Here is a 16,905-nt window from a genome sequence, read left to right on the forward strand (position 1 = left end):
CCGGTTGAGCTGTGCTGCAAAACCGGGTTGCTACTGTAGCATTCGCTAGTTACGAACGCCCTACAGTTAACTGTACGCTGCCTAACCCCTCTACCGTTGCCGTCAGCACGTCACCGACCTGCACAGGGCCTACGCCTGCTGGCGTACCTGTCATGATCAAGTCACCTGCTTGCAAAGTAAAGCGCGTAGACAAGTAGGCAATGGTTTCAACGATAGGCCAGATCATCTGGTTAATATCACCAGATTGTCTACGCTCACCATTGATATCCAAGCTGATAGCCCCTTTGGTCAGCACACCAAGCGCCGCACGTGGGTGCAAAGGCCCCATAGGAGCAGATGCATCAAATGCTTTACCTACTTCCCAAGGTCTACCTTGTTTTTTCAACTGCGTCTGCACGTCGCGTTGGGTCATGTCCAAACCAATGGCATAACCCCAAATGCTCTGTTCAGCTTGCTCTAGGCTAAGGTTCTTGCCGCCAGAGCCCAATGCCACCACAAGCTCTACTTCGTGGTGTACATCTTGGCTTTGTACCGGATAAGGCCATACGGGGGCTGAATCAGTACCCATGGCCCATACGGCACCTGCTGGCTTGGCAAAGAAGAATGGGTCTTCGCGACCGCTATGACCCATTTCCTGAGCGTGCTCAGCGTAGTTCCGGCCTACACAAAAAATACGGTTCACCGGAAAACGCTGCTCACTACCTGTCACCTCTAGCCCAACAACGTCCTGTGGTTGGATTGCCCAAGTCATTTTATTTTTGTCCTTCTTGGAAGCGAGCGATGCTGTTGGAGATTTCGCGTTTTGCGGATTCAACACCTTCCCAACCGTTTACTTTGACCCATTTGCCTTTTTCCAGGTCTTTGTAACGCTCAAAGAAGTGTTTCAGACGAGCCAACTCTTCTTCTGGCAAATCATCTGGACCATTGATGTGACGGTATGGGGGGTACAGTTTAGTTACTGGTACAGCCAATACTTTGGAATCGCCACCACCTTCATCTTCCATCATCAATACGCCAATCGCACGGCATTTCACCACTGCACCAATTTGGATTGGGAATGGAGCCAATACCAACACATCAGCTGGATCTCCATCGTCAGCGATAGTTTGTGGCACGTAACCGTAGTTCACTGGGTAGTGCATAGCGGCCAGCATGAAACGATCTACAAAGATCGCACCAGTTTCGTCGTCCACTTCGTACTTCACTGGATCGGAATTCATAGGAATTTCGATGATGACGTTGAACTCTTCCGGTGCATTAGCACCTGGGGTGACGAGATTTAAGCTCATGAGCGAACCTTCAAATAATGATTAATCAACCCTGCGATCAGGGCGGTCAGAAATAATGCTGGTATCCACTCCTGGCGGCAGAGCCGAGTCAAAATACTCGTCGTCATCGTTAGATGAGCTTGCTGCCGGTGTTGTGGAAGATGGAGTTATCACGTCAACTGCCGGTGTTGGGCTAGCTGGATCGTCAGAATAAAAATCAGCGGCACTGGCTGCCATAGGTTGCTCATCCGCTGGATCAGCGATCACGGCATCAGGTACAAATGCTGTATCGACAATATCAGGATCAGCTTGGGTGTCGGCTGCGGGTAACGAGCGGCTAGTACGCACGCTAGGCAACGCCCCCACAACCACTGCAGAAGCCAGTTGCCAATGACGCATGGCATCTTGGCTGCGGCCTAAACCATCGTACAAGTTACCCAACAGCGCATGAATGCGCATGTCGTTGCGGATTTTCATGCTGCGTTTCAGGTAGTGTTCGCCCTGCCCCCACAACTGGCCAGTCAAACACAACTGACCTAATGCAGCCAACAAATCGGCATCATTAGGGTACTTGCGTAGCCATTCTTCGGCTTTGCTCAAACGACGTGCATAGTGTTCAGGCGTGCAATTCGCATAGGCCATGATCAATGACGGTTCGAAACGCACATTGATAGCGGCTTCTAGAATACGAGCTGCATCGTCGTATTCATCGGCCTCGGCTTTCACTTGTGCCGCTGCCAATGCCACTATAGGCAGTGTTTTTTCGTCGGCACGCAGATCGCTCCAAACCGTTTTAAACTGCTCAATGCCACCCGCTTTAATGCGTGCTGCAGCAGCTTCTTCTATAGCAGCTAGAGCTTCGTCTCGGTCGATGGCACTACGACGCACCAAGAGACGAGTCAGCTCATACACTTGATCGTGTTGACCTAACTGACGGTACGCACGTAACAGCAAGCGAGTCGTGTGCAAAAAGCGTGCATTGACGTCTTGCAAAGGCTGCAACAACGCGACAGCTTCTTGAGGATTCCCTTGATCCAACCACATTTCAGCCATCGCTGTTGCGGCCGCCACTTTCAGGCGTTCGTCTTTAGCGGCTTCATCTTGTACTTGTTTGAATTGCTCATCGCGGCGCTGATATTCACCTTGATTATGAGCGGCTCGAGCGCTGGCCAAACCTGCCAACACACGACTGCTGTGCGAACGTGTTTTAGCCAACAACTTAGAGAGATCTTTCTCGGCTTGATCGTATCGGCCTTCCAGCACATTTAACCACCCACTTTCCAGCAAAGCTCGGTCACGGTTTTGTGCTCTACGACCACGCCACAAGCGGAAGCGTTCAGGGCTACCGGAAATCCAACTGATAAAACGCAGTGTCACATACAAGACGATAAAAATAACGATTGCAGCGACCACGGCAAAATTCAAGCCGAACGACACACGATATGGCGGCACCAACACCACCACGTTCCCGCTGTGCTCACGCAGTACCAGCGCCAGAGTCACCGCCGCAATTAATACTACCAGCGTCCAAATCCAGGCTCTCATGACTTATCCTTGAAAAGGGGTGGCCAGTGTGCGCAATGCAGCTTGAGTCGCATTATCAGTAGTGGCGTCAGGCTGACCTTCTACTGCATCCCCTGCTTCCTCTTGCTCCACTGCCTCTGTGCCCGCTTCGGCGGGTTCATCAGCCTCATTTGCAGTTGCCGCATCGTCTACAGCTTCTTTCTGCATCATGGACTCCAATGCTTGCAAGCTGTTATCCAGTGTAGGCAAGTGAGTCACAATGGGGGTTTCGAGCAGACTGCGTGTCAATTGCAGCGCTTCTGCACCGGCGCCAGTTTGCACATCAAAACGCTGCTGCAATACAGCCAACACAGCATTCATTTCAGACTGCCACACCAACGGTTGACCTGTCATCAACGCCAAACGCGCTGTAGTAATGCGCAAACGCAGGTTATCTCGCAAGCGATCAGCCTGTTCAGGTGACAACAACAGGGCTGACGCGTCATCAATACGGCGTACGGATACCAGATCACCCAAATCTTGAGACACAGCATCCCAGCCGCGTTCTACCCAGTACCAGCTTTGTTTTGCAGTACGTTCCCACCACGGTGTTTCTTCTGTAAACACAGGTTCTGGAACAGTAGGTTCTGGTACGGTTTCTTCCCCAGCTTCCACCGCGGCATCAGGCGCCAGCAACACAGCGCGATTTAGCTCTGCCTGCAAGGTATCTAATTGACGGGATAGCGAGGACACATCGACCACAGTAATGGCGCGCAAACGTTGCAGATCACCGTTAATGGTTTGCTGTAGCGAGGCCAGAGTAGGTCGATTGGCACGAGCCAAACGCGCTTGTGCTGTTTCCATGGACACAATGGCATTATTGACGTTGCCGCCTATCAACAATTGCTGCTGAGCCAAATTCACCAGATGCTCTACGTCATTCAACAGAGCTTGTTGCCCGCCTGCATCCGTGAGTGTTTGAAAGGCTTGGTGCAGATCTTGCGTGCGCTCTTGGCTGTCAGCCAGTTCACGCTGCAATTGTTGGTATTTTTGTTGCAGGTCACGTAACTGGGACTGCACCTGCTGCACTTGATCTACCGCTTTGTTGCTAGCCTGAATATTGGCCTGCAATTGACGCTCAAGGTCAACGTAGTCTTTTTGTTGCTGTTGCTGGCCATACCATACACCGCCACCAACCAATGCCAACACAATCGCTGCTGCCAATACCGTTAAGCCATGCTTGCTTTTAGCAGCTGGCTGTTGCTTGGCAGTGTCATTCTGCGAAAAATAGGTGCTTTTCTTGCCGGTATGCTCAGCGGCTACTGTGGCAGGCGTATCCTGCACAGTGGCCTTCTCGGGCTGAGACGGATCGATTTCAGGTGTTTTCTCTGTTTTATCTGTCATAGCAAGATGTAATCCGATTACGTTTTGTTGACGCTGGCCAGCTCACTAAAGGCCGCGCACATGGACTCCACACTAGGTGAAGCATAACGCAGCCTATGTAGCGGGGCCAAATTCCGCTTCTCTTGTTCCGATTGTAGTCGTTTCCCTATGCGTTCGTGAATGACTACACCACCTACCTTGGCCCAATACTGCTCTAAACCCAGGCGGCACATGTTATCCAAAATCGCTGTGACACTTTCGGAACTGCTAAATAAGATGGAGCATTGTGTAGCCGACAAAGCCTGCTGCAACTGCACGACTTCATTGCCTGTCCATAGCACTGGTTGGCGCTGATAGACTGTTAAACGCTGTACCTGCTTTCCTTCTGCCTCTAGTGCAGCACCTAACCATTCACGGCCTTTTTGGCCGCGCACTACAAGCACATTACTGAGTGCTGAGAGATGAGGTTGCAACACTTGCCATAATGCCTCGGAATCTTGTGCTGTATGACTAGCGGGGTACAGCAACAGTTGTTCCGATACCACGCGCTGTTCACGAAACGGCACAATGCTCGCCTGCCCCACCCCAGCTACTCGTACGCTATCTGGCCAAACAATGCCGTGCTGCGCAATGATATTGAGGTAACTGAGTGCCGCTTGGCTGCTGACAAACACCACCACATCAAATTTAGATGGGTGATGAATAAGAGGGTCGAAATTATGGTGCTGCTCTTCTAGCACTAAGGCAGGTAGTACCAAGCTTTGCAAGCCCTGCTGCTGCAAGGCCTCCTGCAAGGCTTGGTTACGGCCTTCTGGACGAGTCAGTATGGCGGTAGCAGAACGCCCCTCGCTCACGCGTTAGTTCTCGCTACTCGCAATGGACAATCTAGACAAAATGTCTTTAGCCCCATCTGCTAATAGAGCATTAGCTACTTGAGTGCCCAATGCAACAGCATCATCAGCATTGCCACGGGCTTCTGCGCGAATAATGCGTGAACCATCAGGTTCAGCAACCAACGCACGCAAATGCAATTGATCGTTTTCAATAGTGGCATACGCCGCCATTGGCACTTGGCATGAGCCACCCAACAAGCGTGACACGGTGCGCTCAGCCAACGCTCGCGCTGTAGATTCTGCACATGCTAGTGGAGCCAACAGAGCCTGTAGCTCTACATTAGCTTCCATAATTTCTATACCCAGCGCGCCTTGGCCTGCCGAAGGCAAGCTGTCTTCAGGAGATAACAATGAGCGTATGCGTTCGCCTAGCCCCAAACGGATCAAACCAGCTGCTGCCAAAATAATGGCATCGTAATCGCCGTTATCCAGCTTGCCCAAGCGGGTGTCTAGGTTGCCACGTAAAGGCTTGATGTTCAGGTGCGGGTAACGCTCACGTATTTGCGCTTCACGACGCAAACTTGCTGTACCTACTACCGCGCCTTCAGGCAAATCAGCCAATGACGCATAGTGGTTAGATACAAAGGCATCGCGCGGGTCTTCGCGTTTCATGATCACTGGCAAAGCAAACGGGCTTTGCAGATCAAAAGGCACATCTTTTAAGGAGTGCACTGCCAAATGAGCTCTGCCTTCTAACAAAGCCACTTCCAGCTCTTTGATGAACAACCCTTTACCGCCCACTTTAGAAAGCGTGCGATCAAGGATTTGATCACCACGGGTAGTCATACTCAGCAGCTCAACCTTGCAGGTAGGATACAGCGTCTGTAAAGAGTCACGTACGAACTCGGCCTGCCACAATGCCAGTCGGCTAGCACGTGTTGCAATAATCAACTGATCAGGTACCAACAAAACAACTCCTACCCAGCAAAGTAACGGGCCACAGCGGCGCCTACGATCCCCAAGATAGCCAAAATCGCCAGCCCTTGCAGCAAGGACAGGCCTGATTCATGTTTTTTACGATCAGAGTCAGGTAAGAAACTCATGATTTCATCCTTTATTTAGTGGTAGGTTGGCGCATTGCCATCCATTTGCCCAATATGACCAGTATAACGGCAACTGAGGCTTCTACAATCAACTTCGTTGTAGAGGAGATATCACCCACATAGCGTGTAACGGCGATATCGGTTACCAACATGCCCCCTGCAATCCACCCCAATAAGGCAGCGCCCAAAGTGATAACCACAGGAAACCGGTCAATCAATTTCAACACTAAAGTGCTACCCCAAATAATGATGGGCACACTTAGCAACAAACCAAAGATCACATACACCATTTGGTGATCAGCCTGCGTATTTTGTGCAGCGCCAGCAATCGCAATCACGTTGTCCAGACTCATGACAAAGTCTGCAACCAAAATGGTTTTGACGGCTGACCACACACTACTGCCTGCTTGCACATTACCGTGACCACCTTCATCAGGCACCAGTAACTTCAAGCCTATCCAGAACAGCATTGCAGCGCCGGCTAGCTTCAAAAATGGAATATCTAGTAGCGTTAAGGCAAAAAAGATCAGTAGTACACGCAGGATAATCGCCCCTACCGTACCCCACAATATGCCTTTGATGCGTTGCTTATGGTCAAGATTTCTACACGCTAGCGCAATAACTACCGCATTATCCCCGCCCAGCAAAATATCAATTAAAACGATCTGAAACAATGCGCCCCAGTGGAGCGTTTCGAAAAATTCGATCATTGCGTTTCTGTAGTGCTCAACCTAGATAATGGTCATAGCTTGCTTTGCGCTGCCCTCTAGGTGGCAAAGCTTAGCTATTCACGCATGTAATGGTTCCACCATCAAAAAAGTGCCCTACATCGCAATGCAGGGCACTTCTTTTTGCATGCCTATGCCCAGTTTACCGCAACTGGGCATGAACAGCTCTTACAGTACGGACTTCAGCAACTTGCCCATTTCGGATGGGTTGCGTGTAGTACGAATACCGCAAGCTTCCATCACTTCCAGTTTGGCGTCTGCAGTATCTGCACCACCGGAAATCAGAGCACCTGCGTGACCCATACGTTTCCCTGGAGGCGCTGTAACACCAGCGATAAAGCCGATTACTGGCTTTTTCATGTTGTCCTTAGCCCACAGAGCAGCGTTCACTTCGTCTGGACCACCGATCTCACCGATCATGATTACGGCATCAGTGTCTGGATCGTCGTTGAACATTTTCAGTACGTCGATGTGTTTCAGACCGTTGATTGGGTCACCACCGATACCTACCGCGCTGGATTGACCCAAGCCCAACTCAGTTACCTGAGCAACAGCTTCGTATGTCAATGTACCGGAACGGCTTACCACACCAATACGACCTTTACGGTGGATGTGGCCAGGCATAATACCGATTTTCAGTTCGTCTGGAGTGATCAGACCTGGGCAGTTAGGGCCCAACAACAAGGTTTTCTTGTTCTCAGCACGCATACGGTTACGTACACGCAACATGTCACGAACAGGAATACCTTCAGTAATGCAGATTACCAGATCCAGGTCAGCGTCTACAGCTTCCCAGATCGCATCAGCAGCACCTGCTGGTGGAACGTAAATAACGGACACAGTTGCGCCAGTTGCATCACGTGCATCTTTTACGTTTGCGTAGATAGGTACGCCTTCGAAGTCCTCGCCTGCACGACGTGGGTTCACACCAGCTACAAACGCTTCTTTACCGTTACCGTATTCACGACACATACGTGTGTGAAATTGACCGGTTTTACCTGTAATACCTTGAGTAATTACTTTGGTATCTTTATTAATCAGAATCGACATTGAAAAATCCCTTCCTGTACTTATTTGGCGGCGGCAACGACTTTAGTGGCTGCTTCAGCCATCGTGTCGGCACTGATGATAGGCAAGCCGGATTCAGCCAGCATTTTCTTGCCCAACTCTTCGTTGGTACCTTTCATACGTACAACCAGAGGTACGTTCAGGTTCACGGCCTTGCACGCAGTGATCACGCCTTCGGCGATCACGTCACAACGCATAATGCCACCGAAAATGTTTACCAGGATGGCTTTAACATCTTTGTTAGCCAACATGATTTTGAAAGCTTCGGTCACTTTCTCGGCAGTAGCACCACCACCAACGTCCAAGAAGTTGGCAGGTTCGCCACCAAACAACTTGATGGTATCCATTGTGGCCATCGCCAAACCAGCACCGTTTACCAAGCAACCAATGTTGCCGTCCAGCTGAATGTAGGCCAGGTCAAATTTGCTAGCTTCGATTTCAGCAGGATCTTCTTCGTCCAGATCGCGGAACTCAAGAATGTCATCATGACGGAACAACGCGTTGCTATCAAAGTTGAACTTAGCATCCAATGCAATGATGTCACCGGAACCAGTCAGGATCAGTGGGTTGATTTCAGCCAGTTCAGCATCTGTGTCTGTGTACACTTGGTACAGCTTCTGGAACTCAGCAACAGCTTTCTCGATAGAAGCCTCAGGTACACCAATACCGCGAGCCAGCTTTGTAGCTTGCTCGTTAGTCAGGCCAACAGCTGGGTCTACGAATTCTTTCAGAATGGCGTCAGGGTTACGCTCAGCCACTTCTTCAATTTCCATACCGCCTTCAGCAGACGCCATCACGGCAACGCGCTGAGTAGCACGGTCGGTTACGATACCAACGTAGTATTCTTTCTTGATGTCCGCGCCTTCTTCTACCAGCAAGCGACGTACTTTCTGACCTTCAGGACCAGTCTGATGTGTTACCAACTGCATACCCAGAATTTCACCGGCGATTTGACGTACTTCGTCCATGGAACGTGCCAGCTTAACGCCACCACCTTTACCACGACCACCTGCATGAATTTGGGCTTTCACAACCCATACTGGGCCGCCTAGCTCTTCTGCTACGGCAACGGCTTCGTCTACCGAGAAAGCAGGTTTGCCGCGCGGAACAACTACTCCGTATTTTCTTAGCAGGGCCTTACCCTGATATTCATGAATTTTCATTGATTACCTGTCAGTCTTAATAAAAACACAAAAAAAACTTTGCCTACATCCACCACTGTTGACTACTCTGGTACAACTTCTGTGTGTTCAGCTGCTTCATACCACTTAGGGTAAAACATCTTCACTACCTCGCCTGAACTACGTAAGGCGTGGCAGCCATCAATCTGGAATGGTCGCTGTTGCGATTCATTTGATTCCGCAGCTTGTTTGGTGCTACGTGCCTCTTTCACCATAGACTGAATTGCCACCGTAGGCAGAATATCCGTCAATTCAGTCATGTGTGTACAGCCAGAGGTACGAGACATAATTTCTCTTACCGAACGTTTAAACCCTTTGACCAAGCTTAATCCTATAAGCTGGCGATACGCATCCGCAATACCCGTGCAATGTTGTCTATACGGCGCTGCGCCGTAAGTAGCCACTACATCTTGGATAACGTAATTCTTATCGATGGTGACGCGCATCAGCATGTGATGCACTGGGTCGCCCGCATTATGCACACCGCTTTCCGACATTTTCGACGGAAAATCATAGTCTTTGACATCCATGATCTCTGCTTCTATATCCAATAGCCCGTCCTCACGCTCAAATGCTTGAGCCTGATACGTACGGGTATGCAGAAGACTACGGGATACAGTAGACGGTGGAAGTGGCATCTCTCACCAAGGGTAAAAATAACGATAAACGCCCCAGTATACCGCAGCTGATTGGTGGAGTATAAAAAAAGCCCCATTGACATCATGGGGCTTTTGTCATGCATTAGGCTAACTGCGCCCTATTACCTGCTAGCGCTACCCTTTCATGTGGGTCTGACTCTACGGACTCAATCACATCCACATCTACGGTTTCGCCCAGCTTGAACGCTGATACATACGCTACCAACTCGTCAGATTGGGCACGCAATGCGGCGGCGGCTTCACTGGTTTGTTCTACCAGCAATACGTTCTGATGCGTAGTGTCATCCATCAGCGTAATAGCCTGATTAATCTGACTTAGGCCCAGCGATTGCTCTTGGCTAGCACTCGCTATCTCACGAATCAACGTGGACATACGTTCGTTATTGGTCACGATTTCGTGCATGGTATCGCCTGCCACACCCACCAAGCCCGCGCCGTGACTCACTACTTGCGCAGAGCTTTCAATTAACAACTTCACCTCGTGTGCGGCACTGGAAGATCGCTGAGCCAAGGCTCGTACCTCAGACGCCACAACAGCAAAACCTCTACCTTGCTCACCAGCACGAGCCGCCTCTACAGCCGCATTCAGCGCCAAGATATTGGTCTGGAAGGCAATGCTATCAATAATGCCCACAATGTCGGAGATCTTCTGGGAAGATGCCGTAATTTGTTCCATCGTAGAAATAACGCTACCCACAGTCTCACCACCACGTCGTGCGGCGTGAGCAGCCTGATCTGCTACCTCTTCTGCCTCTTGAGCATTAGCGGCGTTTTGATGCACCGTGCTGTTGAGCTCTTCTGTTGCCGCAGAGGTTTCTTGTAGCGAGCTTGCTTGCTGATCCGTTCTATCTGATAACAACAATGAACTATCGGCCACATGGTTAGTGACATCCGCTAAGGTCGCAGCACTACGAGTAATGCGGGAAATCAACAAGCGCAGGTTTTGCTGCATCGTGCGTATTTGTTGCAGCAACTGAGTAATCTCATCTTCACCATCCGTTTGCACAGATCGGCTTAAGTCGCCTTTAGCAATAGATTGCGCCGCTGAATTCACTTCAGCAAAACCTTTGCTCAAGCGACGCAATGTCAGCAACAAGATGATGGTTACCGGCAATGCCCCCAACAATGCAATCGCAGCAAACAGCATCTGACCTTGGTTGTAGCGTCGTTCGGCGTGCTTCACTTCTTGATCCGCCTGCGCCATTTGGTAGTACTGCAAACCCTGCAATGCCGTGACCGCCTGCTCACCCTGAGTGCGTCCACCGATCAAAAACGCTTGCATGACTTCAGGTGCAAAGTTGCCTTTTTCCAATTGCCCTACCGCTTGCTCTAACACTTTACGCCACTCAGCCTGAGCCTTAGTTGCAAGTTCCAGCAACTGCAGCTCATCCTGATCTTGCGTACGCTCGGCAAGCCATTTACGTATTTCACCGTTGCGCTGCACATTCATCCATACATCATCCAAATGTAGAGAAGTAGGATGGTCATGCAAAGCGTGTAAGGGCCCATTAGGGTCATGCTGAAACGCCAACAACACACTTTGCCGGGTGTTGTAGAAATTGCGCACCATGTTATCTACCTGAGACATCGTACTCATACGAGTTTGATACACCGTCTCCAAGCTTTTCTTGGATTGCATCAAGCCCCAAATACCTGCTGCCATGGCCAGCACAAACACACACCAGAACACCCAAATCGTGACTCTGAATCGACGAAGTAAACTAAACCTATTTAGAAACATGCGCGTACTACCAACAAAAGAAAACCAATCATGCCCAGCTCATCAGATTGATCTTAGGCGTAATAGCTGATGACCACTCATGCAACCTGATGACAAAAGCACGCGCTATTCATAAATTTCAAGCATAAAGAAACGCCATGCGTCTGCACGCATGGCGTTCGTTACCCCCACATGGAAGCTGGCATTAAGCCTGACGTAACTCCTTGGCTGCCGCTACCATCGTTTTCAACGCTTCCGTAGTTTCTGGCCAACCACGTGTTTTCAAACCGCAGTCTGGGTTCACCCATAAACGCTCTGCAGGTAAACGTTTAGCCGCTTTACGCATCAGCTCAACCATCCACGCTTGGTCTGGAATGTTGGGTGAATGGATGTCATATACACCTGGGCCTATATCGTTGGGGTAATGGAAATTCTCAAAAGCCTCCAACAGCTCCATATTAGAACGTGAGGTCTCAATGGTGATCACGTCTGCATCCATGGCCGCAATGGCTTCGATAATGTCATTGAATTCTGAGTAGCACATGTGAGTATGAATCTGGGTGTCGTTCTCGATGTTGCTGGTAGAAATACGGAAGCAATCTACTGCCCACTGCAAATATGCATCCCAATCGGCTTTGCGCAGTGGTAAACCTTCGCGAATGGCTGGCTCATCAATCTGAATGATTTTCACCCCTGCGGCTTCAAGATCATGCACTTCATCACGCAGCGCTAACGCCAACTGACGGCAGGTATCGGCACGAGATTGATCGTCTCGCACAAACGACCACTGCAGCATTGTCACTGGCCCCGTTAACATGCCTTTGACTGGGCGCGTTGTGAGAGACTGCGCATATTGAGACCATGCCACGGTCATTGGCATCACACGCAGCACATCACCAAAAATAATAGGCGGTTTCACACAACGGGAACCGTAGCTTTGCACCCACCCGTTTTGGGTGAAGGCGAACCCACCTAGTAGCTCACCAAAGTACTCCACCATGTCATTGCGCTCGGCCTCACCGTGCACCAACACGTCCAAATCTATGTCTTCCTGGAAACGGATCACACGCTCAATTTCAGCACGTATTTCTTTCTCGTACGCGGTATCGCTCAACGCACCAGAACGCCAATCACGACGTAACTTACGTATATCTTGAGTTTGCGGGAAAGAACCAATCGTCGTGGTTGGGAAAGCGGGCAAGTTCAAACGCGCTTGCTGCGCAGCGATACGCTCAGAAAATGGCGCGCGATCTCGTTGCAGGGTAGTCAGTTTCCCTACCTTTTCAGCCACAGTAGGGTTATGTGTACGTGGGGACTCTGCTCGTGTTTTCAGCGCTTTGCGCTGCGCTTCCAAAGCAGCTTCAACAGTAGCATCTACCTTGTTATCTACCAGCGCACGCAACCACTGCAATTCATCTAGCTTTTGCGTAGCAAACGACAACCAGCTAAAGAGCTCAGCATCCAAGCCCTCTTCGCCTTCCACATCCACGGGAACGTGCAACAGCGAGCACGAAGGCGCGATCCAAAGTTTGTCTCCCAATTCTGCTTTAAGAGGCTTCAATAACTGGGCCACTTTATCTAGATCTGTACGCCAAATATTGCGGCCGTTGATGATACCTACAGACAATACCTGTTCTGCCGACAACTGAGCACGCACAGCTGCGATTTGTTCTGGCGCACGCACGGCATCAATATGTACGCCCTCAACAGGCAAACCATTTAATACCGATACGTTATCGCGTAGCCCATCAAAGTACGTCGCCAACAGCACTTTCAAGCTACCTTGTTGTAAGCTGCTGTACACGCCTTTGAATGCATCACGCCATACAGCTGGTAGGTCCACCGCTAAGATAGGCTCATCAATTTGCACCCACTCTATGCCCAAAGCCTGAATACGCGCTAAGACGTCTTGATATACCGGCAGCAACGCAGGTAACAAATCCAATTTCGCTGCATCCGTAGCACCCTGCGTGTAGGCCTCGCCTTTGGCTAACCACAACCAGGTCAATGGGCCCGGAATAACAGGCTTCACGTTATAGCCCGCCTCAACGGCTTCGGCGATTTGCTCTAGCAGCGCAGTACGTGCCAATCGAAAACTTTGGTTAGGCTGAATTTCGGGGACGATGTAGTGGTAGTTAGTATCAAACCACTTAGTCATTTCACATGCAGCAGCTGGTTTCCCTTGTGGAGCTCGACCACGCGCCATTCTAAACAAGGTATCTAGATCAACATCCGCAGTAGCAGCGTGTTCGAAACGTGCAGGAACGGCACCCAATAAACACGTCCATTCCAAAATTTGGTCGTACCACGCAAAGTCCCCCACGGGGATGAGGTCTAAGCCTGCTGCTTTTTGTAGTGCCCAATGGCGGCTACGCAGCTCTTTACCAGTTTGCAATAACGCGCCTTGTGGCAACTCACCCGCCCAATACGCTTCTACAGCACGCTTCAGCTCACGCTGCTTACCAATGCGAGGAAAACCCAAGTTATGAATGACTGTCATCTTATGCCTACTGAAAATCGTATTTACAGGAAAAATTCGTTTATGTATTCATTGTGCCTGTACAATTAAATGAAAAAAAATCAAATACACCATTCTTAGAATGAGTAATTTTCATATTTAATGTTTACGTGTTGCCATGCTTGAAATCCGTCATCTAGAAACCCTCTGTGCCATACGTGACACAGGAAGTTTGCAAGAAGCCGCTGAACGGCTTTATGTCACGCAGTCAGCCCTATCACACCAAATTCGTGATTTAGAAGTACGGCTCAAGCTAAAACTACTCAATCGCCGCACCCGCCCTGCTCGTCTCACCACAGCAGCACTGCGCATCATTGCTTTGGCAGATGACATACTGCCGCGCATCAAAAACACCGAACGCGAGTTACAGCGTCTATCTTCTGGGCGCACAGGTAGACTGCACGTCGCTATTGACTGCCACTCTTGCTTTCAATGGTTAATGCCTGCTTTAGATAAGTTCAGGCAGGATTGGCCAGATGTAAGCCTAGACTTATCGGCGGCCTTTTCCTTTGCTCCGTTGCCTGCCCTGTTGCGCGGCGACTTAGATGTGGTCATCACGTCAGACCCCAAAGACTTGCCTGGCGTTACTTACGTGCCACTATTCAGATATGAGTTAGTGCTGGCCGTAAGCTCAGGCCATCCCTTAGCGCAATACCGCTATATAGAAGCAACACAATTAAGCGATCAAACCTTGATTAGCTACCCCGTGGAGCGCAACAGATTAGATGTGTTTACGCAATTTTTAGACCCGGCTGGCATAGAGCCACTACATATACGGCAAGCCGAACTAACCCCCATGATTATGCAATTGGTAGCCAGCCACCGTGGCGTCACCGCCCTGCCTAACTGGGCGCTATCAGAATTTACACATTCGGGATGGCTGCGCACCATTAAGTTGGGCGAGCATGGGATATGGAGAAACCTTTACGCCGCTCTGCGCGATGAAGATCACGATTCGGATTACATACAAGCGTTTTTAGAACAGGCACGCAAAACATGTTTTGCCACCTTGAATAATATTGAGGAAGCCTACCCAGTTAGTTTCTAGTAGTCTTCCAGATCGATGTCGCCTGCTTTCACGGCATCTAGAATGCGATGCAAAGTACTTAAGGCAAACCCTCTAGACACCAGAAATCTAGCCTGTTTCGTATAGGCTTTTTGATCTTCGGGCAAACAACCAAACTTGCGAAACCACACCTCTACAGCGCGTTCAAATTCAGTTTCACGCAGCTCTTCGGTTAAGAAAGATATATCTTCTTGTGCTACACCGCTTTGTTTTAATTCTTGTACGATGCGCAAGGTGCCGTGCTTAGAGGCACGTCTATTCACCAAACTTTGCGCAAAGCGTGTGTTAGATAGCCATTTTTCGCGCTCTAGCAAATCTAGCAACGCCGTGATTTCATCTGCATCTTGGCTATAGCGCGACAACTTACGCTGTAGCTCTAGCCTAGAATGCTCGCGCCGTGACAGTAGGTCTATGGCGCGTGCTTTCAGGGACGGCCCCTGAGGCTCTTTGCGTTGCTCACGCTCTAAGCGCTCGGAGGGGTCCGTTTCGAACTCATCGTCCCAAGACATTACTCGGCATCTGGCTCGGGTGTACCTTCAGAAGCTTCTTCTTCTGTGGGCACGAACTCTGTCACGGCAACTTGTGCCACGCCAAACTTATCGCGTACTTTGTTTTCGATCTCAATTGCCAAGGCAGGATGCTCACGCAGGAAGTCACGTGCATTATCTTTACCCTGACCAATACGTGTGCTGCCGTAGCTGTACCATGCACCAGCACGATCCAAAATGCCAGCCTGTACGCCCAAGTCTACAATTTCACCTTCACGGGAAATACCAGCGCCGTACATGATATCGAATTCGGCTTGTTTGAATGGTGGCGCTACTTTGTTTTTCACCACTTTCACACGCGTTTCGTTACCGATCACTTCGTCGCCACGTTTGATAGAACCAATACGGCGTATATCCAGACGTACAGAAGAGTAGAACTTCAGCGCGTTACCACCAGTGGTGGTTTCGGGATTACCGAACATCACGCCGATTTTCATACGAATCTGGTTAATGAAGATCACCATGCAGTTAGCACGTTTAATCGTAGCAGTTAGCTTACGCAGAGCTTGGCTCATCAAACGCGCTTGCAGACCTGGCAATGCATCACCCATATCGCCTTCGATCTCGGCTTTAGGAGTTAGCGCAGCAACGGAGTCGACCACGATCAAGTCAACCGAACCGGAACGCACTAGCGCTTCGGTAATTTCCAATGCTTGCTCACCAGTGTCTGGCTGAGAGATAAGCAAATCGCTCAGGTTTACACCCAGTTTGGAGGCGTACTGTACGTCTAACGCGTGCTCGGCATCGACGAATGCACATGTACCACCCAGTTTTTGCATTTCTGCAATCACTTGCAAGGTCAAGGTGGTTTTACCAGAGGATTCTGGACCGTAGACTTCGATAACGCGACCGCGAGGCAAACCGCCTACGCCCAGCGCCAGATCTAAGCCCAATGAGCCGGTAGAACAAACCTGAATATCGTGCTCAATCTGGTTATCGCCATAACGCATAACCGAGCCTTTGCCGAATTGTTTTTCGATTTGAGACAAGGCGGCTGCCAACGCTTTGGCGCGTTCTGCCGATACCGCTTTACTGCGCTTATCGTCCATGGGGTAATCCTTCAAAGAGAGGCATGAAATTCAAAAAAATATTATACTGTATAAATAAACAGATATCCAGTATTACACCACACCTAATTACGTAACTATTTTCTGTTGCAGCGTAACGCACCAAAGCCAGCTTGAACGTGCATTACACTATATAAAGCCATGCAAGATTGTACGTATACATCATGCAATACTGCTACGTAGTCAAGAAATCAGCCATTAAAACACAGGCCTGAACTTTATGCCTGTGCATGGACTTTTTCACCTGACAGCCTGACAAA

At 49.8% G+C, this 16,905-nt stretch carries 16 protein-coding genes; 1 reads left to right on the forward strand and 15 read right to left on the reverse strand.

Annotated features, from left to right (window positions below):
- Positions 1 to 49 precede the first annotated feature (49 nt).
- The 13 genes from ACLO87_RS09660 to metE all read right to left on the reverse strand — a co-directional run bounded on the left by ACLO87_RS09660 (position 50) and on the right by metE (position 13,946).
- A complete protein-coding gene (locus ACLO87_RS09660) occupies positions 50 to 751 on the reverse strand; it encodes a fumarylacetoacetate hydrolase family protein (RefSeq protein ID WP_430223542.1) in 702 nt (233 codons plus the stop codon).
- Between the two features lies 1 nt (position 752).
- On the reverse strand, positions 753 to 1,289 hold the full coding sequence (gene ppa / locus ACLO87_RS09665) for an inorganic diphosphatase (RefSeq protein ID WP_135867027.1): 537 nt from the start codon (positions 1,287 to 1,289) through the stop codon (positions 753 to 755).
- 21 nt (positions 1,290 to 1,310) lie between these two features.
- Positions 1,311 to 2,813 carry a heme biosynthesis HemY N-terminal domain-containing protein gene (locus tag ACLO87_RS09670; protein WP_430223543.1) on the reverse strand — a complete coding sequence of 501 codons (1,503 nt, stop codon included), beginning with the start codon at positions 2,811 to 2,813 and terminating at the stop codon, positions 1,311 to 1,313.
- A gap of 3 nt (positions 2,814 to 2,816) precedes the next feature.
- Positions 2,817 to 4,175, reverse strand: coding sequence for a uroporphyrinogen-III C-methyltransferase (locus tag ACLO87_RS09675; RefSeq protein WP_135866084.1), 1,359 nt, complete (start codon positions 4,173 to 4,175; stop codon positions 2,817 to 2,819).
- A gap of 17 nt (positions 4,176 to 4,192) precedes the next feature.
- Positions 4,193 to 5,008 (reverse strand): uroporphyrinogen-III synthase, encoded by an 816-nt coding sequence (locus ACLO87_RS09680; protein WP_430223544.1) that lies wholly within the window; start codon positions 5,006 to 5,008, stop codon positions 4,193 to 4,195.
- A 3-nt stretch (positions 5,009 to 5,011) separates the two neighbouring features.
- Positions 5,012 to 5,956, reverse strand: coding sequence for a hydroxymethylbilane synthase (gene hemC / locus ACLO87_RS09685; RefSeq protein WP_430223545.1), 945 nt, complete (start codon positions 5,954 to 5,956; stop codon positions 5,012 to 5,014).
- Positions 5,957 to 5,964: 8 nt separating this feature from the next.
- Positions 5,965 to 6,090: a hypothetical protein gene (locus ACLO87_RS09690; RefSeq protein WP_430219521.1), complete on the reverse strand. Its 126-nt coding sequence runs from the start codon at positions 6,088 to 6,090 to the stop codon at positions 5,965 to 5,967.
- A gap of 11 nt (positions 6,091 to 6,101) precedes the next feature.
- On the reverse strand, positions 6,102 to 6,800 hold the full coding sequence (locus ACLO87_RS09695) for a TerC family protein (RefSeq protein WP_135866079.1): 699 nt from the start codon (positions 6,798 to 6,800) through the stop codon (positions 6,102 to 6,104).
- 186 nt (positions 6,801 to 6,986) lie between these two features.
- Complete coding sequence (gene sucD, locus ACLO87_RS09700; protein ID WP_135866077.1) at positions 6,987 to 7,868, reverse strand: succinate--CoA ligase subunit alpha; 882 nt, start codon at positions 7,866 to 7,868, stop codon at positions 6,987 to 6,989.
- A 20-nt stretch (positions 7,869 to 7,888) separates the two neighbouring features.
- Positions 7,889 to 9,049: an ADP-forming succinate--CoA ligase subunit beta gene (gene sucC / locus ACLO87_RS09705; protein WP_135866075.1), complete on the reverse strand. Its 1,161-nt coding sequence runs from the start codon at positions 9,047 to 9,049 to the stop codon at positions 7,889 to 7,891.
- Positions 9,050 to 9,111: 62 nt separating this feature from the next.
- Positions 9,112 to 9,705, reverse strand: coding sequence for a DUF2889 domain-containing protein (locus ACLO87_RS09710; RefSeq protein ID WP_430223546.1), 594 nt, complete (start codon positions 9,703 to 9,705; stop codon positions 9,112 to 9,114).
- Positions 9,706 to 9,808: 103 nt separating this feature from the next.
- Positions 9,809 to 11,467, reverse strand: a complete 1,659-nt coding sequence (locus ACLO87_RS09715) for a methyl-accepting chemotaxis protein (RefSeq protein WP_430223547.1) — start codon at positions 11,465 to 11,467, stop codon at positions 9,809 to 9,811.
- Between the two features lie 184 nt (positions 11,468 to 11,651).
- The gene (gene metE / locus ACLO87_RS09720; RefSeq protein ID WP_430223548.1) at positions 11,652 to 13,946 is read right to left on the reverse strand and encodes a 5-methyltetrahydropteroyltriglutamate--homocysteine S-methyltransferase; all 2,295 of its coding nucleotides are present in this window, start codon (positions 13,944 to 13,946) and stop codon (positions 11,652 to 11,654) included.
- Positions 13,947 to 14,082: 136 nt separating this feature from the next.
- On the opposite strand from metE, the gene ACLO87_RS09725 reads away from it, so the two are divergent.
- On the forward strand, positions 14,083 to 15,012 hold the full coding sequence (locus tag ACLO87_RS09725; RefSeq protein WP_430223549.1) for a LysR family transcriptional regulator: 930 nt from the start codon (positions 14,083 to 14,085) through the stop codon (positions 15,010 to 15,012).
- Here the strand turns inward: ACLO87_RS09725 and recX are convergent.
- Together recX and recA are read right to left on the reverse strand one after the other, a co-directional pair.
- Positions 15,009 to 15,539: a recombination regulator RecX gene (gene recX, locus ACLO87_RS09730; protein WP_430223550.1), complete on the reverse strand. Its 531-nt coding sequence runs from the start codon at positions 15,537 to 15,539 to the stop codon at positions 15,009 to 15,011. The genes ACLO87_RS09725 and recX overlap by 4 nt on opposite strands.
- Entirely contained in the window at positions 15,539 to 16,627 is a 1,089-nt protein-coding gene (gene recA, locus ACLO87_RS09735) for a recombinase RecA (protein WP_135866963.1), read from the reverse strand. The genes recX and recA overlap by 1 nt, the downstream gene beginning before the upstream one ends.
- Between the last annotated feature and the right edge of the window lie 278 nt (positions 16,628 to 16,905).

Source organism: Paenalcaligenes sp. Me52, assembly GCF_050487965.1.
Taxonomy (GTDB): domain Bacteria; phylum Pseudomonadota; class Gammaproteobacteria; order Burkholderiales; family Burkholderiaceae_B; genus Paenalcaligenes.

What these genes read in the sequence shown, in the direction of transcription:
- ACLO87_RS09660 (WP_430223542.1), bottom strand. Translation starts at nt 751, where the DNA reads ATGACTTGGGCAATCCAACCACAGGACGTTGTTGGGCTAGAGGTGACA.
- ACLO87_RS09710 (WP_430223546.1), bottom strand. Translation starts at nt 9,705, where the DNA reads ATGCCACTTCCACCGTCTACTGTATCCCGTAGTCTTCTGCATACCCGT.
- ACLO87_RS09725 (WP_430223549.1), top strand. Translation starts at nt 14,083, where the DNA reads ATGCTTGAAATCCGTCATCTAGAAACCCTCTGTGCCATACGTGACACA.
- ACLO87_RS09670 (WP_430223543.1), bottom strand. Translation starts at nt 2,813, where the DNA reads ATGAGAGCCTGGATTTGGACGCTGGTAGTATTAATTGCGGCGGTGACT.
- metE (WP_430223548.1), bottom strand. Translation starts at nt 13,946, where the DNA reads ATGACAGTCATTCATAACTTGGGTTTTCCTCGCATTGGTAAGCAGCGT.
- sucC (WP_135866075.1), bottom strand. Translation starts at nt 9,049, where the DNA reads ATGAAAATTCATGAATATCAGGGTAAGGCCCTGCTAAGAAAATACGGA.
- ACLO87_RS09675 (WP_135866084.1), bottom strand. Translation starts at nt 4,175, where the DNA reads ATGACAGATAAAACAGAGAAAACACCTGAAATCGATCCGTCTCAGCCC.
- ACLO87_RS09690 (WP_430219521.1), bottom strand. Translation starts at nt 6,090, where the DNA reads ATGAGTTTCTTACCTGACTCTGATCGTAAAAAACATGAATCAGGCCTG.
- recA (WP_135866963.1), bottom strand. Translation starts at nt 16,627, where the DNA reads ATGGACGATAAGCGCAGTAAAGCGGTATCGGCAGAACGCGCCAAAGCG.
- ACLO87_RS09715 (WP_430223547.1), bottom strand. Translation starts at nt 11,467, where the DNA reads ATGTTTCTAAATAGGTTTAGTTTACTTCGTCGATTCAGAGTCACGATT.
- ACLO87_RS09695 (WP_135866079.1), bottom strand. Translation starts at nt 6,800, where the DNA reads ATGATCGAATTTTTCGAAACGCTCCACTGGGGCGCATTGTTTCAGATC.
- sucD (WP_135866077.1), bottom strand. Translation starts at nt 7,868, where the DNA reads ATGTCGATTCTGATTAATAAAGATACCAAAGTAATTACTCAAGGTATT.
- recX (WP_430223550.1), bottom strand. Translation starts at nt 15,539, where the DNA reads ATGTCTTGGGACGATGAGTTCGAAACGGACCCCTCCGAGCGCTTAGAG.
- ppa (WP_135867027.1), bottom strand. Translation starts at nt 1,289, where the DNA reads ATGAGCTTAAATCTCGTCACCCCAGGTGCTAATGCACCGGAAGAGTTC.